Below are 25,081 nucleotides of genomic sequence, written 5' to 3'. Positions count from 1 at the left end.
GAGTGGTGGGGGCGGGTTTCGAGCCAACCACAAGGCTGCCCATTGCGACCAGACGATGGGCCGGGAGAGGTAGAAGATGCGTGCCATTGCCACGGTCTGCCTGAGCGGCGACCTCAGGACCAAACTTGAAGCCATCGCTCGGGCGGGTTTCGAGGGGGTGGAAATCTTCGAAAATGACCTGCTCTCCTTCGATGGGTCCCCCGAGGAGGTGCGTCAGCTCTGCGAGCGTCTGGGGTTGGCCATCGTGGCCTTCCAGCCGTTCCGCGACTTCGAGGCCATGCCCGAGCCGCAGCGCAGCCGCAACCTGCAGCGGGCCGAGCGCAAGTTCGACCTGATGGAGCAGCTCGGCACCGACTTCATGCTCGTCTGCAGCAACGTCTCTCCTCAGGCCAGCGACGACATGGAGCGGGCCGTGGCCGACCTGCGTGAACTGGCCGAACGTGCGGCCAGACGCAACCTCCGGATCGGCTTCGAGGCGCTGGCCTGGGGGCGTCATATCTCCGACTATCGCGATGCCTGGGAAGTGGTGCGCCGTGCTGACCACCCCAACCTCGGCGTGGTGCTCGACAGTTTCCATATTCTTTCCCGTGGGCACGATCTCTCCACGATCGCCAAGATACCCAAGGAAAAGATCTTCTTCGTCCAACTGGCCGATGCACCGCTGCTCGAGATGGACGTCCTCCAGTGGAGCCGTCACTTCCGCTGCTTCCCCGGTCAGGGACGTCTACCGCTCAAGGATTTCATGGCGGCGCTCGCAAAATCGGGATACGACGGTCCTCTGTCGCTGGAAATTTTCAGCGATGCCTTCCGCGCCGCGCCGGCTGACATCACTGCACTGGATGGGCTTCGTTCACTGATCTGGCTCGAGCATCTTGGTCAGCACGGGCTTGCCGACACCCTGCCTCAGGCGCCGTACTACCACGGGGTTCACTTCATCGAATTCACTCTCGACGAGGAGAGCGCCGCTCCCCTGGGCGAGTTCATCAATGCGCTGGGATTTCGTCACGTGGGTCGCCACCGCTCCAAGAACGTTGAACTGTGGAAGCAGGGTGAGATCCATCTGGTGCTCAATTTCGAAACCGACAGCTTCGCCCACACCTTCCGGTTGCTGCACGGCACCTCGGTGTGCGCCGTGGGCTTTCGGGTCGACGACGTGTCGCGTGCGCTGGAGCGCGCTCGTGCCTTCAAGGCACCGCTGTTCCGCAGCCAGGTGGGCGAAGGAGAGATGGAGATTCCGGCGATCCGCGGGGTCGAAGGCAGCCTCATCTATCTGGTGGACGAGTCGGCGGCAGACGACCTCCAGTGGCGCACCGACTTCGAGTTGTTCGACCAGGAGAGTCGCAACGAGGCAGGGTTGGTGCGCATCGACCATCTCTCCTATGTCTTGCCGGCCACCCAGCTGCTGAGCTGGCAGCTGTTCTACCGTACCGTGTTCGGCTTTGCCGCCGAAGCCGAGAACGAGATCGTCGATCCGCACGGCATGATGATCAGCCAGGCGGTGCTCAGCCCCGATCGCAGCATTCGCCTGCCGCTCACCGTTTCTCAGGCGCAGGAGACCCAGCCGGGACGTTTCCTCAGCGAGTTTCGCGGCGGCGTGCAGCAGATTGCCTTCGAAAGCAACGACATCATCGCCACCGTGGATGAGCTTCTGGCTCGCGGGCTGCCCCTGCTACGGATACCGGGCAACTACTATGACGATCTCGAGGCACGCTTCGACATCGACCCGGCGCTGCTCGACGCCATGCGCTCGCGCAATATTCTGTTCGACCGCAGCGAGGAGGGCGACTTTCTCCACGCCTATACCGAGACCTTCTCGGGACGCTTCTTCTTCGAGATCGTCGAGCGTCGTGGGCGCTACCAGAAGTTCGGTGAGGCCAATGCCGGCATACGCCTCGCCGCTCAGGCGAAGTCCGGCTGAAACCGCCAGCACTGGAAGCCGATCCGAGATTCATTTTCGAGTTCTTCGAGCGCATCACGCTCGCCCCGTTCAGGAAACAGCGCTATGAAACTGGGACTGATAGGAAAGGCCATCATGAACTCCAGCTCGCCGGACTTGCACGTGCGGCTTGGCGGGCTGACGGAGATTCCCACCACTTACGATCTGTTCGACGCCAACGAGCAGCCCATCGATTCGCTCGAGAGCCAAGTGCGTAAAGTGGTGGCCGCCGGGTACCGGGGCGTCAACGTCACCTATCCCTGGAAGGAGGAGGCGGTGCGCCTTGCCGATCGTACCAGCGAGGGCGCACGAATGGTGGGTGCTGCCAATACCCTGGTCTTCGAGGCAGACGGTATCTTCGCCGAGAACACCGATTTCACCGGCTTCATCAGCGGCTACCGTGCCACGCTGGGCGAGCGTCAGCCTGGGCGTGCGCTGGTGCTGGGTACCGGTGGCGTGGGCAAGGCGGTGGCTTTTGGCCTGGGGCGCCTCGGCGCCTCGGAGGTGATCCTGATGGATCTGGATCCGGCCAAGTCGAAACGGCTGGCCGAGGAGCTGCAGGCCCAGGGCTTCGCTGCTTCCACCATCACGCCCGACCAGCTGGCCGAGACGGTGTCGGCCTGCGACGGCCTGGTCAACTGTACCCCCATCGGTCACGAAAAGAGTCCCGGCTGTCCGCTGCCCAAAGAGCTGGTGGCGGCGCATCACTGGATCTTCGATGCCGTCTACGTGCCCGCGGTGACGGAGTTCGTCGCCGCCGCCAAGGCGGTCGGGGCGGAGGTGATGAGCGGCGTGGGCCTGTTCGTGTTCCAGGGCATCGACGCCTTCAAGCGGTTTTGCGAGGACGACGGCAAGCGCGCCGCGGTGGATGAACAGGCTACCATTCTCTATGCCCACTACCGTCGTGAGCTTCTGGGGGAGCTCTGAGGTGCTGACCGCAAGCGCCGGCACTCAGCGCTTGCGGGTTGCCAGGAAGATGCCCGCGCCGATGATCAGCACGGCGCCCAGGTAGGTTTCCACCAGCGGTACGTCGCCGAACACCAGATAGCCCGACACGGTGGCCCAGACGATCTGCAGGTAGAGGAAAGGCGAGACCAGGGATGCCGGGGCGCAGCGCATGGCCATGATCAGGCCGAGCTGGCTGACGGCACCCAGGGCGCCGACCAGCAGGAACAGCGGCACGTCGCCGCCGGCGATGGGTGTCCAGAAGAAGGGTACCACCACCGAACTGACCATGGCGCCGGCCAGTCCGGCATAGAACAGCGACGCCAGCGGATGGTCGTTGCGCCCGAAGCGCCGCGTGGCCAACTGGTAGAGCGCGAAGCACAAGGCCATGCCGAAGGGTAGCAGGGCGGCGGGTTGGGCACGCCAGTCCACGGGTCCCACTGCAATCACTACACCGACGAAGCCGGCGGCGACCGCGGCCCCGCGAGCCAGCGTCACGCGCTCCCCCAGTAACGGTATGGCCAGCAGGGTAACCAGCAGCGGCGAGCTGAAGTTGATGACGTAGACCTGCAGCAGCGGAAGCTCGCGGAAGGCCAGGAAGGCAAAGGTACTGGCAGCGAGCAGTAGCAGGCCGCGCACGAACTGCCCCGGAAGCGATTCGACGGACGCCATGATGGCCCGGCAGCGGGGCCAGCCCAGCATCAGCAAGTATCCCCCCAGCACCAGCATGTGGCCCGCATAGCGCGCCCACACCACCTGAACCGGCGAGTAGCTCTGGGTGAGCCACTTGACCCCGGTGTCGAGCAGGGTGAAGAGCAGGCCCGCGCCCAGCATGAAGGCGATGCCCAGCAGCGGACGGTCTGCAGCCCCGGCGGCGGGTGTGGCGATGCTCGTCGACATGGCCTTCGGTATCTCTTTGAAGAAAACTTAATGGTAGCAGGCTAACAGATTGGCGCCGGTAAGGCGCCATTCTTTGGATCAGCGCTGGTGAACGAGGCTGCGGGCCTTGTCGAGGGCCCGGCGGGCTCGCTCCAGCGGGGTGACGCCCTGACGGCGCAGCGACTCGGTGGGTATTTCGAGGCTCAGCGGCCGGCCAGCGGGCAGGGTTGCCAGCAGTGCCTCGAGATCGATGTCGCCGTCGCCGGGAAAGCAGCGCTGCTGCCTCGCCTCGTGAAGGATCTCTTCCATGCTGGCCGGGATCGGCCCAGCCACGTCGCATAGCTGCACGTAGCGCAGCCAGTCCGGTGGCACGTGCGCGAGTTCCTCCAGACGGCTGGCAGAGCGGTTGAAATGAAAGGCATCCACCAGCAGGCAGGCGTTGGCGTGCCCGGCCTGACGTGCCGCAGCCACGATACGATGTGCCTGGTGTAGGTTGCGCACACCCGTCCAGGGCATGAACTCCAGATGCGGATGCAGGCCCAGCGGGCGAGCCAGCTCACACAGCGCGGCGAAATTATCGATGGTGCGCATTTCGTCGTCGTCATTGCCGGCCACCAGCACCTCGCTGGCGCCCAGCTCGGCACCGATCTCCAGCACCTCGCGAAAATCCCGGGTCACGTCGCTATCGGGCTTGAGCCGCAGGATCTCGATGTCGAGCACCTTCAACCCCGTCTCCCGCAGCCGCTGCCGAGTCTGATGCCTCAGGGAGGGATCGCTGGCCAAAGGATAGTGATGCTCTTCCGGTGTGGCGGGAATCAACCGCAGGCCCACGGCTGCATAGCCGGCTCGGGCCGCTACCTCCACCATGTCCGGCGGCGACAGCTCGAGCACGGTGAGGGCGGCCAGAGAAAAGGTCGTGTCATGCATGGGCGGCATCGCCTTCGGCCATGCTAGCGGCGTTGTGCTGCTTGTCGGCGACATGCAGGCCGGCAATATAACCGAAGGTCATGGCCGGGCCGAGATTGATTCCTCCGGCCGGGTAGTGGCCGCCCATGATACTGGCCATGTCGGCGCCTGCGGCATAGAGGCCCGAGATGGGGCTTCCATGTTCATCAAGCACTCGGGCATGTTCGTCTGTCTTGAGGCCGGCGAAGGTGCCGAAGCAGCCCGGTACTACCTTGACCGCATAGAAAGGGCCTCGCTCCAGTGGCGCCACGCAGGGGTTGGGTCCGTGAGCTGCATCGCCGGTCTTGCGATTGTAGAGCGTGGAGCCGCGGCCGAACTCGGGATCTTCGCCGCGAGCTGCGTGGCGGTTGAACTCGGCCACGGTGGCTGACAGGCCTTCCGGGTCGATGCCGCACGCCAGGGCCAGTTCGTCGAGCGTCTTGCCGTGCTTGAGATAGCCCTTGCGAATCCAGTGACGAAAGGGCACCGGCGCCGGGCGAGTGATGCCGAGACCATAACGCCGCTGGAAGCAGTGGGTACAGATGAGCCAGGAGCAGACTTCCTCACCTTCGGGTGCCGCCTTGACCATGGCCTCCACGTAGTCGTAGTAGCCGTGGGCCTCGTTGACGAAGCGTCTGCCGTTTTTCAGTACGCCGATGATGCCCGGCTTGGCGCGGTCGATGATATGCGGGAAGTGACCGATGCGGCCGTTGCCCCAGGGCACCAGCGAGACCGGCGCCCAGGCCACCGGCGAGTAGTGGCTGCTGTCCACCACACCGCCTACCGCCTCACCCAGGCGCAAGCCGTCGCCGCTGGCTGAGGGCGGTGGCAGCGGCCAGTGCTCCTGGCCGGTGGGGGTGCGCGGGAAGAGCTCGCGGCGACGTTCGACGTCCCAGGGAAAGCCGCCGGCGGCCAGCATCACGCCGTAGCGGGCGTGCAGCGTCTCCTTCCCCTCGGGGCCCTCGATCACCACGCCGGTGACCCGCTCGCCTGCCTTGATCAGGCGTGTCACCGGCGATGAAACGCGAAACGTCACACCCAGGTCGTCGGCGGACTTGGCCAGTCGTCCGACCAGCGCTACGCCGTTGACCAACTGCATGGCACGGCCGTAACGGGCCAGGTCAAGAAAGTGACGAGCCAAGCGCCGGGCGACATGTGCGAACGACTTCAAGGAACGCGTGCAGGTGAGGAACGCCGCCAGATCCGGACCGGCCTGGATCGGCATGCCCAGGAACGCGGTCTCGGGCATGGTCCTGCGCAGCATTTTCAGCGTTCCAGGCGCAATCTTGCGGCCATCGAAAGGGGCGGCAATCACCGAGCGCCCGCCGGTGCCGGCACCGGGCGTGTCGCCATGGATGTCGGCAATGGCGTTGCCGTCGGCGAACTGCAATGCGGTCTTCTCATGAAAGAACTCGACCATCCGCGGTGCGCCATCGAGAAAGGCGTCGATCTTTGCCTCGTCATAACTCTCGCCCAGCTCTGCGCGGAGATAGGTGCGCACCGTTTCCGCCTCTTCGACGATACCGGCGGCGCGGGCCAGGGGATTGAGCGGCGCCCACATCCAGCCGCCGGACCAGGCAGTGGCGCCGCCCAGGGTATCGGCTTTTTCCACCACCGCCACTTTCAGGCCGTGATGGGCCGCAGTGACGGCAGCGGCGAGGCCTGCGGCACCCGAGCCCACCACTACCAGGTCATAGTCGTATCGCGAATCGGTCATTCATATTCTCGCTGGAACTTGGCTCTATTGAATCTAGAACCATGTTCCAGTTTTTTCAATAGCAGACAAACATTTTTCTGATGAGACGGTAGGCGGCATTAACGGGTGGGCAGTAGGCTGGCGAGGTCCATCAACCAAATGCCCATGCTCAGTGTCACGAAGGCGGCCAGGGTGGCGACCATCAGCGTGGCGGCGCTGACGCCGGCCAGGCCATAGCGCTGGCCCAGCAGCGGGAAGACGCTGATCATGGGTGCACAGGCAAACAGCAGCGCGCCAGCAAGCAATGCTGGGTCCGCTTCCGGCATCAGCAGGAAGATGCCGAGCACCGCCAGCGGGTGCAGGATCAGCTTGCCCGCCACGATTTGGCCTACGTCGTTCATCATGCCGCGCACCTGGAGGCCGAACAGGGTACCGCCGATGACGAACAGCGCCGCGGGGCCGGAGGCGTTGGCCAGCATGTCGACGGCCTGGGCCAACGGTCGGGGCAGGGTGGTGTCGGTCACCGCCAGTAGCAGACCCAGCGCCAGCCCTACCAGAATGGGGTTGCGTATCAGGCGGAAGAGGGTCTTGCGTGCCACCGTGGCGATGCCGGCGCCGCGCTGGCGACCTACCTCGGCGAGGATCAGTGCCATCGGGATGATAAGCAGGTTTTCGATCAGCATGTTCAGTGCCAGAAAAACCGCCGCCGGAGAGGCGCCCAGCACCATGGCCGCCACCGGGAAACCGATGAAGCCGCTGTTGGAAGCGGACATGCCTAGGGCATGAATGGCCCCTTCGCTGAGCGGCTTGCGCTGCAGGCCGAGGGTCAACAGCAGGGCGAAGGCGAACACCGCCAGCGAACCGAGGCCATAGGCCAGCAGATAGTGAGGCTGAAGAACCTCGTCGAGGGGGTTCTGGGTCACGGCGCGGATCACCAGAGCCGGCAGGGCAAAGTAGAGCACGAAGGTGGCCACTCCCTGCATTTGCTCCCGGTTCACCAGGCGCGTGCCCATGGCCAGGTAGCCGGCACCGATCAGCAGGAAGATCGGCGTGGTGATGGCGAGTATTTCCAGCATGGGGCCTCCTTGCCGGCGGCGAGCATGAGCGAGCCCCAGGTTATCCCCGGCTCCCACGAGCTCTATAGCTGAAGTGCGTCAGGTGAAGAGTTGTGAAGTTGGCGTGGCCTGGGAAAGCTCCTGGGCGGCGGTAACCAGCGCCTGCCCCAGTTCCTTGACCCGCTCGGCATCGAGCCGCACGCTGGGGCCGGCAATGCTGAGCACGCCCTGCGGATGCCCATCCAGGGGATGACGCACCAGGGCCGCCATGGCTGCGGTGCCGGGGCCCATGCTGTCGTGGGTCCAGCTGTAGCCGCGCTCACGGGTCTCACGCAGGTGGTCGAGCAGCGCCTGCTTGGTGCGAGGCGCATTGGGCCCCAGTGGGTGGTCGGTCTCCATACCCTGGGTATCCACCAGCGCGAGGGCCTGCTCATCGCTCAGGGCTGCCAGCCAGGCGTGACCGCTGGCGGTGCAGAACAGCGGCGCCTCCTTGCCCATGTCAGGATCGTAGCGCAAGCCGCTGCGGGCCCCCTGAGCCTTGGCGATCCAGGTCAGCCGGTTGCCCTCGATCACCGAGAGCCGTACCAGTTCGCCGCTCTGCTCTGCCAGGCGGTCGAGGATGGGTTGTACGATGTCGCTGGCACCGGTGCTCGAGAGGTAGCGAAAACTCATGGCCACCAGGCGGGTAGTCAACTGATAGCGCTGGCTGGCGGCGTCCTGGCGCACATGGCCGAGGCGAATCAGCTCATGACAGATACGGTGAGCGGCGCTCTTGGGAATAGCCAGCCGCTCGGCGATGACCAGCAGTGGCAAACCGTTGGCATCTTCGGAAAGGGCTTCCAGCACGCCCAGGGTGCGTTCGATCAGGCTGCCCGCCATGGGAAGGTCTCGCTTGGCAAAAATATTATTCTAGAACGATGTTCAAGAAACGTCATCCGCAGCCATTCAGCTGACGGTTTCGCGAATCTCCCGCGCCTTTCTCTGCAGCAGCGGCAAGTATTCCCGCATCAGGGTGTCGAGATCGACCCGGGCGGCGTTGGTGCTGATGTTGATCGCGCCGAGCAGCTTGCCGTTGGCGTCGAAGGCCGGTACCGCCAGCGAGCGCAGCCCCGAGTCGAGCTCCTGATCGGCAATGGCATAGCCCTGCTGGCGCACCTTGAGAATGCACTTCTTCAGCAGCGCCTTGTCGGTCACGGTCTTGTCGGTGTAGCGCTCCAGCGTGACCCGCTCCAGGAAGGCATCCAGTTCGGCGTCGGGCAGCTGAGCCAGCAGCGCCCGACCCATGGAAGTGTGAGCCGCGGGCAGCCGGGTGCCTACCGAGAGGGTGATGGCCATCAGCCGATGGGGAGCGGAGGAGCGCGCCACGTAGGTAACGGCGTCGCCGTCGAGTACGCCCAGGGACGAGGATTCGCCGCTTTCTGCGGTGATGTCCTCCAGTACCTGCTGGATCACGCTACGATAGTTGTTGGCGGAGAGAAAGGCGTAGCCAAGCTGCAGCACCCGTGGGGCCAGCTCGAAGTAACGGCCCTGCTTCCTCACGTAGCCCAGCGCGTGCAGCGTGAGCAGGAAGCGCCGGGCGCGGGCGCGGTTCATGTCGGTGCGCGCCGCCACTTCGCTGAGCGTCATGCGCGGGTGCGCCTCGTCGAAGGCCAGGATGACCTCGAGGCCGCTGGCCAGGGCGGTCACGAAGTCGCGGTCGTCTGGGCTGAGAACCTCTTCCTCTGGTGTCATTGTCGTTCCGTTATCGTGAGTTGCTCCCGGGTCGCACCCAATCTAGCATAGTGTTCGAATCACGAACACTTGTTCGACTATAGGCTGAGCGATTGGCAAGACCAAGCCGTGAGTCCGAGCCTGATCCCGGAACATGTTACCGGAGACATGATATGTCCGACGCCCTGCTTCAGCATCCCTTCATGAGCCAAGTTGCGCTGAGCGAATGCAACGCCGAGGCCATGGTGGCCGGCATGCTGGCCTTCGAGCTGGCCCTGGCCGAAGTGCAGGAGGCGCGTGACCTTCTGCCCGAAGGTACGGCGGCGCAGATGCGTAAGGCGCTCGAAGGGCACGCCTTCGATACCTCGGCCATTGGCGCCGGTGTGGCCAGCGGCGGCAACGCGGCGATCCCCTTCGTCAAGCAGGCGCGCGCAGCGCTGCCCGCCGAGCTGCGGCGTCATTTCCACCTCGGCGCCACCAGCCAGGACGTGGTCGACTCGGCGCTGATGCTGATGCTCAAGCCGCGTCTGGCGGCGCTGGATGCGCTGCTGCGGCGCTGCCGTAGCGCTGCCCTCGCTCTGATGCAGGCTCACGAAACCACGGTGATGGTGGGGCGCACCCTGATGCAGCAGGCGCTGCCGCTCACCTTCGGCGTCAAGGTAGCGCACTGGGGCATCGGCCTGGAGCAGGCGCGCCGTCGTCTTGCCACCCTCGAGCTGCCGGTGCAGTTCGGCGGTGCGGTGGCCGTTCACTCGGGCTTGGATGGTCCGGGCTTGGACGGGCAAGGATCGGATGGAGCCGATCCGGGCGGGCTGGGCCTGGAGCTGATGGATGCCCTGGCGCAGCGCCTCGAGCTGAGCGTTCCGGTGCTCCCCTGGCATACCGACCGCCAGCCGATCCATGCGCTGGCCACCGCGCTGGACGCCGTGGCCGGCGCCGCCGAGAAGCTGGCGCTGGACGTCGCGCTGCTGACCCAGACCGAAGTGGGCGAGGTGAGTGAGCCCGGCGGCGAAGGCATGGGCGAGTCCTCCTCCATGCCGCACAAGCGCAACCCGGTACGCTGCGCGCTGATTCGCGGCGCGGCGCGTCAGGTTCACGGCCATGTCTCGGTCATTCTCAACGCCCAGGCCCAGCCGCTGGAGCGTGGCCTGGGCGAGTGGCACGCCGAGTGGACGCCACTGCTCGACAGCGCGCTGCTGGTGGAGGGAGCCCTGGAGCAGGCCGCCGTGCTGCTCGAAGGGCTCGAGGTGCACCCCGAGGCCATGCGGCGCAACCTGGCGGCGACCGGTGGCGGCATCATGGCTGAGCCGGTATCGCGCCTGCTGGCGCCCACGCTGGGCCAGGAGGCGGCCAAGCGCATCAGCGCCGAGGCTGCCGAAACGGCCCGCCTGCAGGGCGTGGCCTATGCCGATGCGCTGCAGGCTCACCCTGAGCTGCAAGGGCAGGTGGAAGCGCAAGCGCTGCGCCAGGCAACCGATCCCGCCTTATACCTTGGTAGTAGCCAAGCTCAAGTGCGCCGTGCGGCTGCCTGGCTGCAGCGCGAATAATGTCCTGAAAACCCACCGGTTTCGTTGAACCCAACGAGGGGAGGCCTGGCCTCCCCTCGTTTTTTCATGTGCAGCGCATTTGACGATCAAGGGAGCTTGGCGTTAACTTGTTCGCATCACAAAACAAAGTTCGCTATTCGAACTTTTAACGAGAGCGCCCAGGAGAACACCATGGCCGAATTCCTGAGCCTCCGTGACGCGGTGGCACGCTACGTCGAAGACGGCGCCACCGTGGCCATGGAGGGCTTCACCCACCTGATTCCTTTCGCTGCCGGTCACGAAATCATCCGCCAGAAGAAGCGTGACCTGACCCTGATCCGCATGACCCCGGACCTGGTCTACGACCAGATGATCGGCGCCGGCTGCGCCAGGAAGGTGATCTTCTCCTGGGGCGGCAACCCCGGCGTGGGCTCGCTCCACCGCCTGCGCGATGCGGTGGAGAAGGGCTGGCCGCACAAGGTCGAGATCCTCGAACACAGCCACGCTGCCATGGCCTGCGCCTTCGAGGCCGGTGCCGCCGGGCTGCCGCTGGCCGTGCTGCGCGGCTACGTGGGCAGCGAACTACCCAGCGTCAACGACCAGATCAAGTTCATCGAGTGCCCCTTCACCGGCGAGCGTCTGGCCGCGGTGCCGGCGGTGCGCCCGGACGTCTCCATCGTCCACGCGCAGAAGGCCGACCGCGCCGGCAACGTGCTGGTGGAAGGCATCGTCGGCGTGCAGAAAGAAGCCGTACTGGCGGCCAAGCACAGTATCGTTACCGTCGAAGAGATCGTCGACGACCTGCGCACCGAGGCCGACTATCACCCCAACGCCTGCATCATTCCGGGCTGGGCCATCAGCGCCATCGCCGTGGCCGAGAAGGGCTCGCTGCCCTCCTATGCCCACGGCTACTACCCGCGCAACAACGCCTTCTACAAGGAGTGGGACGGTATCGCCCGCGACCGCGACACCTTCACCCGGTGGATCGAAGAGAACGTCATGAATGCAGGGGGGAACGCCTGATGAGTACCGTCGATAAGGGCCTGGACTACACCTCGTCAGAGATGATGACCGTTACCGCGGCGCGCGCGCTGGAGAACGGCATGACCTGCTTCGTCGGCATCGGCCTGCCCAGTGAGGCGGCCAACCTGGCGCGCCTGACCCACGCCCCCGATGTGGTGCTGATCTACGAATCCGGCACCCTGCAGACCAAGCCCGACGTGCTGCCGCTCTCCATCGGTGACGGCGAGCTGGCCGAGACGGCGCTCACCACCGTTGCGGTGCCGGAGATGTTTCGCTACTGGCTGCAGGGCGGCAAGATCGACGTGGGCTTTCTCGGCACCGCTCAGATCGACCGCTACTGCAACCTCAACACCACCCTGATCGGCTATTACCGCGAGCCCAAGGTGCGCCTGCCGGGCGGCGGCGGTGCGCCGGAAATCGCGACGAATGCCGGTGAGGTGTTCATCACCCTGAAGCACTCCAAGCGCGCCTTCGTCGACCGGGTCGACTTCGTCACCACCCTGGGCTTCGGCCGCGACGGCAAGGGCCGCGACGGCGTGCCCAACATCGGCAAGGGGCCGACCCGGGTCATCACCGACCTGTGCGTGATGAAGCCCGACCCCGAGACCAAGGAGCTGGTGGTGGTCTCGCTGCACCCGGGCGTGAGCCGCGAGGACGTGATCGAGGCCACTGGCTGGGAGATCCGCTTCGCCGAGACGCTGGAAAGCACCCCGGAGCCCTCGGCCCGCGAGCTCGAGGTCCTGCGCGAACTCAAAGACAGGACCGCCCGTGCCCATGCCGGTGCGTGACGCCGCGACGGCGCATTAGAGGAGATAAGGTATGACCGACGTATTCCTTTGCCATCCGCGGCGCACCGCCATCGGCCGCTTCGGCGGCACCCTGGCCAGCGTGCGCCCCGACGATTTCGCCGCCACCATCTTCAAGGCGGTGCTGGCCGAGGCACCGGGTCTCGACCCGGCCGCCATCGAAGAGGTCTTCATGGGCTGTGCCAACCAGGCCGGCGAGGACAACCGCAACGTGGCGCGCATGTCCGCCCTGCTGGCAGGCCTGCCCACCTCGGTGCCCGGCACCACCATGAACCGCCTGTGCGGCTCCGGCATGGACGCGGTGGGCACCGCCTTCCGCGCCATCAAGGCCGGCGAGATGGAGCTGGCCCTGGCCGGCGGCGTGGAATCCATGTCCCGTGCGCCCTACGTGCTGGGCAAGGCCGACAGCCCCTTCTCCCGCGGCCAGAAGATCGAGGACACCACCATCGGCTGGCGCTTCGTCAATCCGCTGATGAAGAAGGCCTACGGCATCGACTCCATGCCGGAGACCGCCGAGAACGTGGCCGAACAGTTCAACATCTCCCGCGAGGACCAGGACGCCTTCGCCCTGCGCTCCCAGCAGAAGGCCGCCGCCGCGCAGAAGGCGGGTCGCTTCGCCATCGAGATCACGCCCATCGAGATCCCCCGGCGCAAGCAGGAGCCGCTGGTGTTCGATACCGACGAGCACCCGCGGGAGACCACCCTGGAGAAGCTGGCCGGGCTGCCGACGCCGTTCCGCGAGGGTGGCAGCATCACCGCCGGCAACGCCTCCGGCGTCAACGACGGCGCCGCCGCCATGCTGGTGGCAAGCCGGGCCGCGGTGGAGCAACATGGGCTCAAGCCCATGGCCCGCATCATCGGCATGGCCACGGCCGGCGTCGAGCCGCGCATCATGGGCTACGGCCCGGTGCCGGCGGTACGCAAGCTGCTCGAGCGCACCGGCGTGACCATGGACGAGATCGACATCTTCGAGTTCAACGAGGCCTTCGCCGCCCAGGCACTCGCCTGCACGCGGGACCTGGGGCTCGCCGACGACGACCCGCGGGTCAACCCCAACGGCGGCGCCATTGCCTTGGGCCACCCGCTGGGCATGTCCGGCGCGCGCCTGCTGCTCACTGCCGCTCACGAGCTGCAGCGCACCGGCAAGCGCTACGCGCTGTGCACCATGTGCGTGGGCGTGGGGCAGGGGATTGCCACGCTGATCGAAAGGGTCTAAGCGAGACTGAGATTGGAACCAGGCCGGCGGTGAGGAACTGCCGGCTTTTCCCGTTGCACTGCAGGGAGAAGGAACATGGCATTTCTGAACGTCGACGGCCGCAGCGTCGCCTATCGCCTGCTCGGCCCCGAGGCACTGCCGCTGGTGGTGCTGGCGCATCCGCTGGGCATGAGTCAGGCGGTGTGGGACGAGCTGCTGCCGGCGCTGCTGCCGCGCTACCGCGTGCTGACCTGGGACCTGCCCGGCCACGGTGCCAGTCAGGCCTGGCCGGCCGAGGGCGGCGAGATCACCCCGGCGGCCCTGGCCCGCGAGGCGCTGGCGCTGGTCGAACATGCCGGTGCCTCGCGCTTCCACTTCGTCGGCACCTCCATCGGCGGCGTGGTCGGCCAGCAGCTGATCAGTGAGCACGCCGAGCGGCTCTACTCCGTCACCCTGACCAATACCGGCGCGGTGATCGGCAATACCGAACTCTGGACCACCCGCGCCGGGCGCATTCGTCAGGAAGGCCTGGCGGCCATGGCCGAGGAGATCGTGCCGCGCTGGTTCGCGCCGGCCTGCTTCGAGGCCGAACCGGCGCTCAAGGCCGGCTGGTGCACCCAGATGGGCCGCGGCGACGACGAATCCTACGCCCGCCTGTGCGAGATGCTCGGCCGCACCGACTTCCGCGGCAAGCTGAAAGGGCCGCTCGCCGAGCATCCGGGCATCGGCGTGCACCTGCTCGGCGGTAGCGCCGATGTGGCCACTCCGCCGGAGACCTTGCAGGCCCTGGCCGCCGAGTGTGACGGGGCGCCGCTGGAGATCCTCGAAGGCATTGCCCACGTGCCCTCGGTGGAGGCGCCCGCCGCCATGGCCAAGCGGCTGCTGCTGTGGATGGCCAGCGAGCGTGAGGACGTCGGCGAGCATGGCGTGAGCTATGCCGAGGGTCTCGAGACCCGCAAGCAGGTGCTCGGCGAGGAGCACGTTGCCCGCGCCAGCCGGAACGCCAACAGCCTCGACGCCCCCTTCCAGCAGATGATCACCCGGCTGGCCTGGGGCGAGCTGTGGAGCAACGACGACCTCACCCGCCGCGAGCGCAGCCTGATCACCACCGGCATCCTCGCCGCCCTGGGCCGTGAGGAGCTCACGCTGCACCTCAAGACCGCCAAGCGTATCGGCCTCTCCGAAGCGGAACTGCGCCAGGTACTGATGCATGTGGCGATCTATGCCGGGGTGCCGGCAGCCAACCATGCGTTTGCATTGGCGAAAGAGCTGGGCTGGGGCGAGGAGCTGGGCTGACTTGGGGCAGGACAGGAAGTCATCCGAGGCTTCCTGCCCGGTTCTCGATCTTGTGACGAGAAATAAAAAACCCGCGCAATTTTGAGCGTGAGGACCGAAGTCCACATAGGCTTGGCGGGTGTATTGATGCAAATGTTAGTAGCGGTGAGGATGTGACACAAGGGGGCAGGAGGCACGTGCTTTCTAAGATTTTTATTAGAGTGCTAATTAGCTGTGCCGCACGCATGGCATGATCCGAACCGGCCGCCTGGCCGGTTTCGGCTTTCCATGGTCGTCATTTCGTTCTTCGGGTACCTTCTGATATTCGCTGATAGCCGCTGATAGTCGGTTCGCCTCACGCCAGTAGGAAAACCCCATGCTCAACGCCCGTATCAAGCTGCGCCATTTGCAGGCCTTCCTCGAGGTGGCCCGCCAGCGCAGCTTCGCCCGGGCCGCCGAGCGGCTGGCAATCACCCAACCGGGTATCTCCAAGACCATTCGCGAGCTGGAGGAGAGCCTCGGCGCGGCGCTGTTCGAACGCACGCCCCAAGGCGTGGCGCTGACCCAGGCGGGCCTGACCCTGCTGCGCCATGCCGGGCCGGCCATGCGCGCGCTGGAAGAGGGCGTGGCGGCGGTCGGCGACGTGCACCTGGGCGCCCACGACCTGCGCGTGGGGGCGCTCTCCACGGTGGAGAGCCGGCTGCTGCCCGAGGCCATCCGGCGCTGGCACGCCGCCCCCGGCGGGCAGAACGCGGTGGGCGTCAACGTGGTGACCGGCGCCAGCGCCTTCCTGCTCTCACGCCTGCGCCGCGGCGAGCTGGATCTGGTAGTGGGGCGCATGACCGAGGCCCGCGAGATCCGCGACCTGGCCTTCGAGCACCTCTACTACGAGCCGCTGCTGCTGTGCGTGCGCAGCGGCCACCCGCTGGCCGGCATCGCACCGCTCGCCGCTGAACGGCTGGGCGAATTCCCCTGGGTGCTGCCGCCGCTGCAGACCACCCTGCGCCAGCAGGTCGACAGCTTCTGCGTGCGCCACTCGCTGACGCTGATGAGCCAGCGACTTGAGACGCTCTCGCTGCCCATCAGCCGCCACTACACCTTGGAGAGCGACGCCATCTGGGTCGTGCCCGAAGAGGCCGTGGCCGAAGACCTGGCGGCGGGGCGGCTGTCTCGCCTCGGCATCGAGCTGGAACCCCGCGGCGGCTCCGTCGGGCTGTGCTACAACGCCAGCATGCAGCCCTCGCTGGCGCTGGAAGCCTTCTGCGAAGTGCTGCGCGAAGTGAGCGCCGAGCGCGGCGCCGGGAGCAACTGAAAAACAGTCGCCATAACGGCGGTGCAGCATAACCCGGCGGTTATGAGGGGTGCCCGAGTCGTCAATTGGCGGGCCTTTGGCGAGAGGTCACACTGGGTGAGACAAGACCACTCTCCCCAAGAGACGACACGCCATGCAAGATCACAACAAGCGCTTCGTGGAGCGCGACCGTAACTGGCATCCCCCGGCCTACGCCCCCGGCTACAAGACCAGCGTGCCCCGCTCGCCGCAGCAGGCCCTGGCCAGCATGCAGCAAGCCACCGCTTCCGAACTCACCGGCCCCGACTTCCGCCACCTGCGCATGGGCCCCCACGACAACGACCTGCTGCTCAACTTCCGTGAAGACCCCTCGCTGACGGGCGCGGCGGGCTTGCCCGTGGGCGAGCGCATCATCATGTTCGGCCGCGTGATCGACCAGTTCGGCAAACCGGTGCCGCACACCCTGGTCGAGATGTGGCAGGCCAACGCCGGCGGGCGCTACCGTCACAAGAACGACCGCTACCTCGCCCCGCTCGACCCCGGCTTCGGCGGCGTGGGCCGTACCCTTACCGACGAGCAGGGCTGGTACCGCTTCCGCACCATCAAGCCCGGCCCGTACCCCTGGCCCAACGACCCCAACAGCTGGCGCCCCTCGCACATTCACGTCTCGGTGATGGGCCCCTCGATCTCCACCCGCCTGATCACTCAGATGTACTTCGAGGGCGATCCGCTGATTCCGCTGTGCCCCATCGTCCACACCATCAAGGATCCGGCCGCGGTCGAAACCATGATCGGACGCCTCGACCTGGCACGCAGCAAGCCCATGGACTGCCTGGCCTACCGCTTCGACCTGGTGGTACGCGGCGAGCTGCAGACCTTTTTCGAAAACCAGTAAGCGGGTTCGAGAATCAGTAAGGGGAAATCACATGAAACAGCCAAACAGCGTTCCCACCAGCGAACTGATGCTGCGCGAGACCGCCTCCCAGACCGCCGGGCCCTACGTGCACATCGGCCTGGCCCTGGCCGCCGCGGGCAACCCGACCCGCGACGAAGAGATCTGGAACGAGATGGCCCAGGAAGGAGCCGAGGGCGAGCCGATCGAAGTCGTCGGCACCGTGATCGACGGCAACGGCGACCTGGTACGCGACGCCTTCCTCGAAGCCTGGCAGGCCGACGCCAACGGCGTCTACCAGCCCGAGTTCGACCTCAAGAAGCCGTTCAACAGCTTCGGGCGCACCGCCACCACCTTCGACCACGGCAGCGAATGGTCGCTGAAGACCGTCAAGCCCGGCCCGGTGGCTCACCCCAACGGCCAGCTCATGGCGCCGCACATCAACCTGGCGATCTTCGCCCGCGGCATCAACATCCAGTTGCAGACCCGCCTCTACTTCGAGGACGAAGCCGAGGCCAACGCCGCCTGCCCGGTGCTCTCGCGCATCGAATCGCCGACCCGCCGCCAAACCCTCATCGCCAAGCGCGAAGAGGCCGACGGCAAGGTGCGCTATCGCCTCGACATCAGGCTGCAGGGTGAAGGCGAGACGGTATTCTTCGATTTCTGATTCGCCATCACCGCAGCGAATCTGCCCCAAGAGGGCCGCAAGACACCGAGAGCCGGCGCACGTGCCGGCTCTCGGTTTTTTTGGCTATTGGTATGACGCAGGTCATGCGACTAAAGGCGAATAAATCAGACCAAAGTCTAAATTTCGGGTATTCTGTTAGCATCCTCATGAAGTAACCGAGATACCCAGCCATGACCACTCAGACGCTTTCCCACACCGCAGTCGCCACCCAAACCAGCGCTCCTCTGATCAAGCGCATCGGCTCTGCCACGTACCGTCTGCTCGAGCGGATGAGCGAAGCTGCCTACCGCCAGCATGCGCCCCGTCTGCGCAACAACTACTACCTCTAACGGCCGAAGCCGTTTCAGGCCTGGCCCGGGAGCGGCCGACAGCGAGACACATCGAGAAGAGCCAGCGCCCTGCGCTGGCTCTTCTCGTTAGGGGGTGTCGATAGCGGGCGCACCCGTCCGATGAGTTCCGGAGACATGCGAAACGGCAAATGCCTGCCAATCGATGGAGCCGGAAAATGATGAAACTCTACGGAACGCCGCCGACCCGTACCCTGCGCGTCATCTGGTTGCTCAACGAGCTGGGCCTGGAGTATGAACAGGTCCCGGTGGATCTCATGCAAGGAGAGCACCACCAGCCAGACTTTCTCGGGCTCAACCCTGCCGCCAAGGTTCCGGTGCTGGTCGACGGCAACCAGATAATCACCGAATCGGCCGCGATACAGCTCTACCTGGCCGAGAAATATCCACAGGCGGGTTTCATCCCCAGCGCTGTGGAAGAACGCGCCCAGATGTACCGCTGGATCTTCTTCCTGATGACCGAGATCGAGCCACCGCTGTGGCGCATCGCTCGCCATACCTTCCTCTACCCGGACGAGATGCGCATACCCCAGGACGTCGACCTGGCCAGGCAGGAGTGCCTGGAAATGGTGGCGGTGCTCGAGCGACACATGAAAGAGCGCGAGTACCTCGTCGGCGACCGGCTCAGCGTCGCCGACTTCAACGCCGCCTTTACCCTGGACTGGGCAAACGAAGAGAACTTGCTCGACGACGCTCCGCGGCTAAGAGAGTACCTGGCAGCGATGTACGCACGCCCCACGGCACCGCCCACCATCGCCGTGGCGTTCGCGGCGATGGCGAGTTAGCCGCCCGGCGAGATCAGTGAGCGAGTCAGCACCGAGAGCCAGCCACTGCGCTGGCTCTCGGCTTTTTGGCGCTGCGTTGACATAGGTCGCTGGTGGGGGCTGAGTGAGCGTTTAGGCTTGTTGTATGGGTTCGTTTTCCTTTTCAGACTGCGACGAAGCCGCCGTCCACCAGCAATTCCTCACCACCGACGAAGCTGCTTTCGCTCGACCCCAGAAACAACACAGCCTTGGCAACTTCTTCGGTTTGGGCAAGCCTGCCGAACGGAATGGCCTGCTTCATCCACTCCTCCGCGCCGTCATTGGCTTGAAGATAAGTCTGCATGGCCGGGGTTAGGACCATGCCAGGTGAGACGACATTCACGCGTATCCCCCGACTTTTAAGGTCAACCGTCCATGTCCGGGCAAAGGAGCGGATCGCAGCCTTCGTTGCGCTATAAACCGAAAGGTTGGGAAAGCCCTTGCTCCCTGCGCCGGAGCCCGTTAGCACGATGGAGCCACCAGCAGACATTAGCGGCAAAGCCTTCTGGACCGTGTAGACCGTTCCCTTGACGTTGATGTCGAACAGACGGTCGAAGTGGTCGTCCTGAATGTCATCGATTGACGCGGATTCCGACACGCCAGCGTTGGCGTAGACCACATCTACGCGACCGTGTTCGCTTTTGATCTGGTCAAAGAGGCGGTCCATATCTGCAGGATTGCTGACATCCCCTTGAACCCCGATCGCACCATGGCCGATCTCGGCGAGCGCCTCTGCAAGACGGTCAGCGTTGCGCCCTGTGATGTAAACGAAGGCACCCTCGGCAGCAAAAGCCTTGGCCGTTGCGAGGCCAATACCATCCGTTCCGCCCGTGATCACCACGACTTTTTTGTCAAATCTCATTTTCATTCCTCTACCTAGCATAAGTGGAGAGTTGCTCCACTTAATATATGGAGGCATCGTCCACTTCGCAAGCCCCCGTGTTGAAGGAAACAGTCTTGACCGATGAAGCCCCCTAGTGGACTTCCCACCCGAAAACGGACACCCGGATAAGCACGGGGTGTATTGCTGGGACAATGCCGTGGCCGAGAGCTTCTTCGCCACGCTGGAGTGGGAGCTGATTCAGGAGAGCTACTGGCATACGCACGAGGAGACCCGCCGAGCGGTGTTCGACTACATTGAGGTGTGGTACAACCGTGAGCGTCTGCACTCCAGCCTCGGGTACTGCTCGCCGGCAGAGTACGAGGCTCAGCTCGCCCTCACCCCGAGGGTGGCTGCTTAACTCCGTGTCCGCTCACTGGGGGGAAGTCCATTGAGAGCCGATGCCAAGCGCAATCGGGAACGCATCCTCTCGGCCGCAGAGGAAGTGTTCGTGGAACAAGGTGCTAACGTAGCGTTGGAAGAGGTAGCGAAGCGTGCCGGAGTTGGAATTGCGACGCTCTATCGACGGTTTCCGACGCGCGAGGAGCTCCTGGCCGCAGCCTATAGCGCTCGGTTCGAGACGTTCGCGGAAACAAGTCTGTCGCGGGATGCCGAGCTTGATCCCCTTAGCGCAATACGTGCCTACCTGGAGGGGCTGGTCCAACACAGCAACGTCTATCGCGGGCTTGCGGCATCGCTTGGAACGGTCCTAGCTGTTGGCACGCCCGGTTGTGTCGCTACCAGTAATGAAGGTGCCCGGCTTCTGGATCGTGCACAAAAGGCGGGAGTGGTTCGGCCTGATATTAGCTTCGACGATCTCGTCTGCGTTGCGATGGCGATCTCTCTGGCGACCGAAAAACAGGAATCACCGAAAGCTCACATCGCTCATTTGGTGGGGGTATTTCTGGATGGAATAGGCATCCGCTGATTGCGGCTCCAGATGACCGCTTGTGGCCGGTTACTGACTTTCGTACAACTATGAAAAGCATGATCGGCGCCGGGCCAGGTGATGGCCCCCAATTTTGCTACGCTACCAGAACGACAGCGGGCGAGACGACTGATGGCCTTCCATAATCCCGATCCGAAGATGCGTGCCATCGAGCGGCGCAATGCACGGTTGCGCGCCGAATTCTTTACCAAGCTGTTTGGTGGTGCCTGGCGCGGGTTGCGCAAGGTTCGGTCGTGCCTTCGATTCCGTCGGCGCCAACATCGAGGCTGAAGGAACAGACTCATGAATCGCCTAAACAGGGGATGCTCACGCATTCGAAGCCCGTGCAACCGACGCTGATCTTGAGGATCTACGGGCGCGACTAGTCGCGGCGCGGCTACCGGAAGCGGAGACGGTCTATCGCGCCTCGCCTGACCCTCGCCGCTGGGATCAGGACGTGCCTCTTCTTGCTCCCAGCACTGTCACGACTCTGGCCGCGGCGGTGGTAAAAAACAGGTAGGCAAGCCTGATCGGTGCAATGAAGATGGCGAACCATCGCCTAGTGGAACGAACGAGCGGGAAGTGCCCGCTCAACGCATGGTCCAGCGCTCCATTCTCTCCCTAGGGTGCTGAGCGGGGCGCTCCTGTGGTTCCACCCCGGGCATGTCTACACCACGCCAGGCGAAGAAGCGGTAATGCCGGCTGCCCACGCTGGCATTCGCGCCCCCGGCCTGAAATTGCAGTTCCTGGTCGTCGGCATGGCGGTCATGAATGCCATAGCGGAACAGGTATGCGACATCACTATTTCGCGTGAAGGTCTCCTCGAGCTCGTTTCGCGCCGACTCGCTGCCGACCCGGGCCATCCATAGCTCGGCGAGCTTTCCTTCCGTTGCCAGGTGTCGCCGAGCATAGCCGCCAATTTCATTGTTCCCTGTCCGATGCTGGGCACTGATGCTTCGAGCCTCTCGGTCGACTTCCTTCAACCAGCCCCACTGGACTTCCAGCTCCGCCAGTGCCTGCTCGATCTCCTCGGCAGTGGCAACGATATCCTCCCACTCGGCCGGCCGGGTCAACGAGGCCGCAGGCACGCCCAGCACACCGCTTGGCGTACGGCTCGGCAACGCGCCGAGACGAGCCTCCAGCGCGGCCCTGGTGTCGCGGTAGATCAGGTAGCGCTTGGCCAGCCAGGACAGGTACAGCTCGGCGTGAAAGAGGAAGCTCTCGGCGCTTGGCTCCCGGTACTTGCGGGTCGCTGCAGCGTAGGCCGCCGCCAGCGAAGGCAGCGTATGTCCATCGATCTCGTCATCGACTTCAAAGTATCGAGCATTCAAAACGTCGCGCTCACGAAGCGATTCGAGGCTTGGGATCGGTACACCAGCCCGATGCGCCATACGGTACATTCGATGCAATGCATAGCGCGACAGTTCAGCGCTTACCTTCTGCTCGCCGGGCTTGAGGCCTCCACCAATATCCTCACTGATGCCTGGCAGCAGCTCCTCGCGCCAGTTGGCCCGCTGCCCGCCAAGCGGGCGGCAGCGGCGGGTGATCCGCCGCTCCTGGGCGGCGATCAGGTGCACGGCACGTCGGCAGGCGGGATGCAACGGGCCACCGTCATCGATCTCCGTGGCGGCCGGTGTCAGGGCTTCTAGCGGCCCCATATCAGGGTGGGTACGATGCACGCAGTCGAACAGTCCGGCAAAGGCGACCACCACTTCGGCGTCCTGGTAGCGGTAGGTATCGCCCTGGCGTTCGCATTTCTTGTCGAGCAGCTCACGGATAAAGGCCTTGGCCAGGGCCGCGCCGAAATCGAAGCCGAACACCGAGACGCGAATGGTGCTCAGAGGCATTGCGGCCGAATTCGCCTGGGCTACCAGGCGCTCGAAGTCGCTCATCGCCTTGGTCAGCCGTGAGGTCGCACCGCTGGTCAGCAGGTGCGCCATCAAGGGGCTATCACGCATCGGCGCCCAGGACTCGACGCCGATGCGTGCGATAGCGCCACTCGGTGCCTTCAGCCACCCCTTGAATGAGCTGAACTGCTGGACAAGGGTACGCCGAGAGGTCTCCCACCAGGCACGCCCACTCTCTTCCAACAGCCCACGTCCTACGGTCTGACGGGCACTACCGCTCAGGTGCCCCTCGATGGTGCTACGTGCCTCACCGGGCGCCATTCGCCCCACCGCAGCCAGGCTCTCGGACGCCTCGCTCTCCAGCGGTGTGCCCAGGCCAGGAAGGTAGAGTTTGCGGAAACGTCGACCTGGCTGATCGCTCGTCTGATCGGGGAATGTTTCGTAGAGACGTGCCACATTGCTAAACCGTCCATCAGGCTCATCTCTTTCAGCGTGGCGCCCAATACCATCGAAGAAAATGCCGATTTCCAGTCTACTGTGACAGGTCATGGCGTCCATGGCGGTTGAATCCTCGGCGATAGCGCTCAGTGCTTCGCAGTTGGCCAGGATTTCCTCTTCGGTCATGGGGCAGCTCCCTCTTCGACTTGATCCAAGCGCTTTGGCAAATGGGCGTAAGGCGAAATCAAGTCCGAACTCCAGCCCAGCTTGACCTCGTGATTGGGCAGGAAGTGCACGTGCAGGTAGCGATCCTCCCGCGTGCGCTCCGGCATCGGTAGGGTGATGCTATGTCGCTCGACTTCCATTCCTTGTCGCTCCTGCTCCCCTGTGATGCTAAGGATCCACTCCACTTCGGCGGTATCGCCGCTGATACGCTGGCAGCAAACGACCCCACCTCCACCATAGGGACCAACATTCCCCCCCCAGCGACCATTGACCCAAAATCGATGGATAGGGCGGTCGATATGGCTGCGCCCTTCAATAGAGGTATCCGTGGGCATGGGGTGCAAATCGGGCAAGAAAAACAGCCACACGAAATAGCCGGCAAACAGCGCGCCCAATCCCCAGCGTGCTCCCTTGGGTAGGCCATTCCAGATTTGGTTGAACAGCCAGTTCCAGATCCATCTCACCAGCATTTATTGCTCCTGATAGCGGGCCACGTCCTGGCGCTTCGGCAAATGGGCGTAAGGTGAAACCAAGTTCGAGCTCCAGCCCAGCTTGACCTCGTGATTGGGCAGAAAGTGAACATGTAGGTAGCGGTCTTCCCGCGTGCGTTTCGGCATGGGTAGTGTCACGTGGTGCCTTTCGGGCTCATCGCCACGTTCGAACTCCTCGACGGTCCGCCCATACACCCACACCATCTCAGCGGTATCGCCGCTGATAGACTGGCAGCATACCGTTCCCCCACCACCATAAGGATCTAGATTTCCCCCCCAGCGGCCATTAATCCAGAAGTTGTGAACAGGGCGGTCAATATGGCTATGCCCACGTATCGAGGTGTCCGTGGGCATGGGATGCAGGTCGGGTAGGAAGAATAACCACACGAAATAGCCGGCAAACAGCGCGCTCAACCCCCAGCGCGCACCTTTGGGCAGGCCGTACCAGGTTTGATTGAACAGCCAGTTCCAGATCCATCTCACCAGCATTTATCGCTCCTGGTTTTCGGCCAGCAAGCGGCGATAAACATAAGCTAGGCGCTCGCCGGGTTGAACCAGACCCGCCTCGGTCGCGGCCGAGAGCGCAGCTTCCACTCGCTGAGAGCGAGCACAGGAGCACATGCCAGCAAATAGCTCCGGGTACTGCTGGGTGAGCACGCGAGTCGCGGTGCGTACCTCCGGATCGCCTTGCAGCGCCTGGTAAAGCGAGGCAGACAAGGTCAGCTGCCAAGGGGATTCCTGCGGCGCTTGCTCGGGCATGACGCCTAGCGGCTGCCAGCCTCGGTTATCGTCCCGCTGCCACCACTGCTCGATGCCACCGAAGAGTGAGTGGTGCCAATCGGCTTGGGTCTCGGCATGCAATTGCCGGATGACCTGGGGCAAATAGAATCTCAACAGTGCCGGTGGCTCACCAGCCGGATAGGCCACCATGGCGGGTGCCAGTTGGCTGGCCAGACGCTGAGTCGCCATGCGACTCTCGATCCAGGCATGCAGAGCGCAACCAAGCACATGCTGTGCTGACAGTGCGGCCATCGACTCGAGCGTCACCTCGAACAGGCATGGCCCTTCAGCGGCCAGATGCGGCTGCCGGTCATCCTGCAGCAAAGGCCAGGCCGTGATGCCTGATGTCTCGAACAGTGCGGTGCGCGCAGCCGGATCGAGAAGGCCCAATTCGATCAGAGCGAGGCGCTTGGGTGCCTCATCCGCTGGCCAAGGGGTCCGTTGCCAGTCGACGGGTATCGTTGCGACCTCAGCCATGCG

General features: G+C 64.5%; 24 protein-coding genes and 1 pseudogene. 14 read left to right on the top strand and 11 right to left on the bottom strand.

From position 1 onward, the window contains the following. The first annotated feature begins 76 nt into the window (after positions 1-76). Positions 77-1,918 carry a bifunctional sugar phosphate isomerase/epimerase/4-hydroxyphenylpyruvate dioxygenase family protein gene (locus HOP59_RS19405; protein ID WP_234255170.1) on the top strand — a complete coding sequence of 614 codons (1,842 nt, stop codon included), beginning with the start codon at positions 77-79 and terminating at the stop codon, positions 1,916-1,918. A gap of 84 nt (positions 1,919-2,002) precedes the next feature. Then, the gene (locus HOP59_RS19400; RefSeq protein ID WP_267965977.1) at positions 2,003-2,863 is read left to right on the top strand and encodes a shikimate dehydrogenase family protein; all 861 of its coding nucleotides are present in this window, start codon (positions 2,003-2,005) and stop codon (positions 2,861-2,863) included. A 24-nt stretch (positions 2,864-2,887) separates the two neighbouring features. On the opposite strand, the gene HOP59_RS19395 is transcribed toward HOP59_RS19400, so the two are convergent. From HOP59_RS19395 to HOP59_RS19370, 6 genes are all read right to left on the bottom strand, one after another. Continuing rightward, positions 2,888-3,781, bottom strand: a complete 894-nt coding sequence (locus HOP59_RS19395; protein ID WP_234255167.1) for a DMT family transporter — start codon at positions 3,779-3,781, stop codon at positions 2,888-2,890. A gap of 78 nt (positions 3,782-3,859) precedes the next feature. Continuing rightward, positions 3,860-4,687, bottom strand: a complete 828-nt coding sequence (locus HOP59_RS19390; RefSeq protein WP_234255165.1) for a sugar phosphate isomerase/epimerase family protein — start codon at positions 4,685-4,687, stop codon at positions 3,860-3,862. Next, positions 4,680-6,422: an FAD-dependent oxidoreductase gene (locus HOP59_RS19385; RefSeq protein ID WP_234255163.1), complete on the bottom strand. Its 1,743-nt coding sequence runs from the start codon at positions 6,420-6,422 to the stop codon at positions 4,680-4,682. Before HOP59_RS19385 ends, HOP59_RS19390 begins: the two co-directional genes overlap by 8 nt. A 98-nt stretch (positions 6,423-6,520) precedes the next feature. Next, complete coding sequence (locus tag HOP59_RS19380) at positions 6,521-7,477, bottom strand: AEC family transporter (RefSeq protein ID WP_234255161.1); 957 nt, start codon at positions 7,475-7,477, stop codon at positions 6,521-6,523. Between the two features lie 78 nt (positions 7,478-7,555). Further along, a complete protein-coding gene (locus HOP59_RS19375) occupies positions 7,556-8,335 on the bottom strand; it encodes an IclR family transcriptional regulator (RefSeq protein WP_010627494.1) in 780 nt (259 codons plus the stop codon). Between the two features lie 66 nt (positions 8,336-8,401). After that, entirely contained in the window at positions 8,402-9,187 is a 786-nt protein-coding gene (locus HOP59_RS19370; RefSeq protein ID WP_086508616.1) for an IclR family transcriptional regulator domain-containing protein, read from the bottom strand. A gap of 152 nt (positions 9,188-9,339) precedes the next feature. Between HOP59_RS19370 and HOP59_RS19365 the strand changes: the two genes are divergently transcribed. The 10 genes from HOP59_RS19365 to HOP59_RS19320 all read left to right on the top strand — a co-directional run bounded on the left by HOP59_RS19365 (position 9,340) and on the right by HOP59_RS19320 (position 18,994). After that, positions 9,340-10,713, top strand: a complete 1,374-nt coding sequence (locus HOP59_RS19365; RefSeq protein ID WP_234255159.1) for a class-II fumarase/aspartase family protein — start codon at positions 9,340-9,342, stop codon at positions 10,711-10,713. 171 nt (positions 10,714-10,884) lie between these two features. Further along, positions 10,885-11,715, top strand: a complete 831-nt coding sequence (locus HOP59_RS19360; RefSeq protein ID WP_234255157.1) for a CoA transferase subunit A — start codon at positions 10,885-10,887, stop codon at positions 11,713-11,715. Next, positions 11,715-12,503 carry a CoA-transferase subunit beta gene (locus tag HOP59_RS19355; RefSeq protein ID WP_234255155.1) on the top strand — a complete coding sequence of 263 codons (789 nt, stop codon included), beginning with the start codon at positions 11,715-11,717 and terminating at the stop codon, positions 12,501-12,503. Before HOP59_RS19360 ends, HOP59_RS19355 begins: the two co-directional genes overlap by 1 nt. Before the next feature lie 31 nt (positions 12,504-12,534). Further along, positions 12,535-13,737, top strand: a complete 1,203-nt coding sequence (pcaF, locus tag HOP59_RS19350) for a 3-oxoadipyl-CoA thiolase (RefSeq protein WP_234255154.1) — start codon at positions 12,535-12,537, stop codon at positions 13,735-13,737. A gap of 75 nt (positions 13,738-13,812) precedes the next feature. Beyond that, positions 13,813-15,012 carry an alpha/beta fold hydrolase gene (locus tag HOP59_RS19345; protein WP_234255152.1) on the top strand — a complete coding sequence of 400 codons (1,200 nt, stop codon included), beginning with the start codon at positions 13,813-13,815 and terminating at the stop codon, positions 15,010-15,012. Between the two features lie 355 nt (positions 15,013-15,367). Continuing rightward, a complete protein-coding gene (gene pcaQ, locus HOP59_RS19340; protein WP_234255150.1) occupies positions 15,368-16,303 on the top strand; it encodes a pca operon transcription factor PcaQ in 936 nt (311 codons plus the stop codon). Positions 16,304-16,436: 133 nt separating this feature from the next. After that, complete coding sequence (pcaH, locus tag HOP59_RS19335) at positions 16,437-17,177, top strand: protocatechuate 3,4-dioxygenase subunit beta (protein WP_234255149.1); 741 nt, start codon at positions 16,437-16,439, stop codon at positions 17,175-17,177. Positions 17,178-17,208: 31 nt separating this feature from the next. Next, a complete protein-coding gene (gene pcaG / locus HOP59_RS19330) occupies positions 17,209-17,841 on the top strand; it encodes a protocatechuate 3,4-dioxygenase subunit alpha (protein ID WP_234255147.1) in 633 nt (210 codons plus the stop codon). A gap of 191 nt (positions 17,842-18,032) precedes the next feature. Next, complete coding sequence (locus HOP59_RS19325; RefSeq protein WP_234255145.1) at positions 18,033-18,191, top strand: hypothetical protein; 159 nt, start codon at positions 18,033-18,035, stop codon at positions 18,189-18,191. A gap of 176 nt (positions 18,192-18,367) precedes the next feature. Continuing rightward, positions 18,368-18,994: a glutathione S-transferase family protein gene (locus HOP59_RS19320; RefSeq protein ID WP_234255144.1), complete on the top strand. Its 627-nt coding sequence runs from the start codon at positions 18,368-18,370 to the stop codon at positions 18,992-18,994. Positions 18,995-19,136: 142 nt separating this feature from the next. Here HOP59_RS19320 and HOP59_RS19315 read toward each other — a convergent pair whose 3' ends face one another. After that, a complete protein-coding gene (locus HOP59_RS19315) occupies positions 19,137-19,874 on the bottom strand; it encodes an SDR family NAD(P)-dependent oxidoreductase (RefSeq protein WP_010627510.1) in 738 nt (245 codons plus the stop codon). Positions 19,875-20,037: 163 nt separating this feature from the next. Here HOP59_RS19315 and HOP59_RS19310 point away from each other — a divergent pair. Beyond that, positions 20,038-20,253 (top strand): annotated as a pseudogene (locus tag HOP59_RS19310) (IS3 family transposase); the annotation flags it as partial. Positions 20,254-20,283: 30 nt separating this feature from the next. Then, positions 20,284-20,820, top strand: coding sequence for a TetR/AcrR family transcriptional regulator (locus tag HOP59_RS19305; RefSeq protein WP_234255141.1), 537 nt, complete (start codon positions 20,284-20,286; stop codon positions 20,818-20,820). A gap of 590 nt (positions 20,821-21,410) precedes the next feature. Here HOP59_RS19305 and HOP59_RS19300 read toward each other — a convergent pair. The 4 genes from HOP59_RS19300 to HOP59_RS19285 are packed head-to-tail and all read right to left on the bottom strand — an operon-like array spanning position 21,411 to position 25,078. Beyond that, positions 21,411-23,291: a DUF2235 domain-containing protein gene (locus HOP59_RS19300; protein WP_234255139.1), complete on the bottom strand. Its 1,881-nt coding sequence runs from the start codon at positions 23,289-23,291 to the stop codon at positions 21,411-21,413. After that, the gene (locus HOP59_RS19295) at positions 23,288-23,800 is read right to left on the bottom strand and encodes a DUF3304 domain-containing protein (RefSeq protein ID WP_234255137.1); all 513 of its coding nucleotides are present in this window, start codon (positions 23,798-23,800) and stop codon (positions 23,288-23,290) included. Before HOP59_RS19295 ends, HOP59_RS19300 begins: the two co-directional genes overlap by 4 nt. Next, positions 23,801-24,310, bottom strand: a complete 510-nt coding sequence (locus HOP59_RS19290; RefSeq protein ID WP_234255135.1) for a DUF3304 domain-containing protein — start codon at positions 24,308-24,310, stop codon at positions 23,801-23,803. It abuts the gene before it with no gap. Beyond that, positions 24,311-25,078, bottom strand: a complete 768-nt coding sequence (locus HOP59_RS19285; RefSeq protein WP_234255134.1) for a DUF4123 domain-containing protein — start codon at positions 25,076-25,078, stop codon at positions 24,311-24,313. It abuts the gene before it with no gap. Positions 25,079-25,081 lie beyond the last annotated feature (3 nt).

This window comes from Billgrantia aerodenitrificans, assembly GCF_021404405.1.
Taxonomy (GTDB): domain Bacteria; phylum Pseudomonadota; class Gammaproteobacteria; order Pseudomonadales; family Halomonadaceae; genus Halomonas; species Halomonas aerodenitrificans.
The sequence above is the reverse complement of the archived record's forward strand: the minus strand, read 5'-3'. Positions and strand labels throughout refer to the sequence as shown.

Bases quoted from the DNA above. Each gene is read 5' to 3' on its own strand.
- HOP59_RS19400 (WP_267965977.1), top strand. From the start codon at position 2,003: ATGAAACTGGGACTGATAGGAAAGGCCATCATGAACTCCAGCTCGCCG.
- HOP59_RS19345 (WP_234255152.1), top strand. From the start codon at position 13,813: ATGGCATTTCTGAACGTCGACGGCCGCAGCGTCGCCTATCGCCTGCTC.
- HOP59_RS19290 (WP_234255135.1), bottom strand. From the start codon at position 24,310: ATGCTGGTGAGATGGATCTGGAACTGGCTGTTCAATCAAACCTGGTAC.
- HOP59_RS19360 (WP_234255157.1), top strand. From the start codon at position 10,885: ATGGCCGAATTCCTGAGCCTCCGTGACGCGGTGGCACGCTACGTCGAA.
- HOP59_RS19300 (WP_234255139.1), bottom strand. From the start codon at position 23,291: ATGACCGAAGAGGAAATCCTGGCCAACTGCGAAGCACTGAGCGCTATC.
- HOP59_RS19375 (WP_010627494.1), bottom strand. From the start codon at position 8,335: ATGGCGGGCAGCCTGATCGAACGCACCCTGGGCGTGCTGGAAGCCCTT.
- HOP59_RS19365 (WP_234255159.1), top strand. From the start codon at position 9,340: ATGTCCGACGCCCTGCTTCAGCATCCCTTCATGAGCCAAGTTGCGCTG.
- pcaF (WP_234255154.1), top strand. From the start codon at position 12,535: ATGACCGACGTATTCCTTTGCCATCCGCGGCGCACCGCCATCGGCCGC.
- HOP59_RS19390 (WP_234255165.1), bottom strand. From the start codon at position 4,687: ATGCATGACACGACCTTTTCTCTGGCCGCCCTCACCGTGCTCGAGCTG.
- HOP59_RS19385 (WP_234255163.1), bottom strand. From the start codon at position 6,422: ATGACCGATTCGCGATACGACTATGACCTGGTAGTGGTGGGCTCGGGT.
- HOP59_RS19355 (WP_234255155.1), top strand. From the start codon at position 11,715: ATGAGTACCGTCGATAAGGGCCTGGACTACACCTCGTCAGAGATGATG.
- HOP59_RS19395 (WP_234255167.1), bottom strand. From the start codon at position 3,781: ATGTCGACGAGCATCGCCACACCCGCCGCCGGGGCTGCAGACCGTCCG.
- HOP59_RS19370 (WP_086508616.1), bottom strand. From the start codon at position 9,187: ATGACACCAGAGGAAGAGGTTCTCAGCCCAGACGACCGCGACTTCGTG.
- HOP59_RS19405 (WP_234255170.1), top strand. From the start codon at position 77: ATGCGTGCCATTGCCACGGTCTGCCTGAGCGGCGACCTCAGGACCAAA.
- pcaG (WP_234255147.1), top strand. From the start codon at position 17,209: ATGAAACAGCCAAACAGCGTTCCCACCAGCGAACTGATGCTGCGCGAG.
- pcaH (WP_234255149.1), top strand. From the start codon at position 16,437: ATGCAAGATCACAACAAGCGCTTCGTGGAGCGCGACCGTAACTGGCAT.
- HOP59_RS19380 (WP_234255161.1), bottom strand. From the start codon at position 7,477: ATGCTGGAAATACTCGCCATCACCACGCCGATCTTCCTGCTGATCGGT.
- HOP59_RS19285 (WP_234255134.1), bottom strand. From the start codon at position 25,078: ATGGCTGAGGTCGCAACGATACCCGTCGACTGGCAACGGACCCCTTGG.
- HOP59_RS19325 (WP_234255145.1), top strand. From the start codon at position 18,033: ATGACCACTCAGACGCTTTCCCACACCGCAGTCGCCACCCAAACCAGC.
- HOP59_RS19320 (WP_234255144.1), top strand. From the start codon at position 18,368: ATGATGAAACTCTACGGAACGCCGCCGACCCGTACCCTGCGCGTCATC.
- HOP59_RS19295 (WP_234255137.1), bottom strand. From the start codon at position 23,800: ATGCTGGTGAGATGGATCTGGAACTGGCTGTTCAACCAAATCTGGAAT.
- HOP59_RS19315 (WP_010627510.1), bottom strand. From the start codon at position 19,874: ATGAGATTTGACAAAAAAGTCGTGGTGATCACGGGCGGAACGGATGGT.
- pcaQ (WP_234255150.1), top strand. From the start codon at position 15,368: ATGCTCAACGCCCGTATCAAGCTGCGCCATTTGCAGGCCTTCCTCGAG.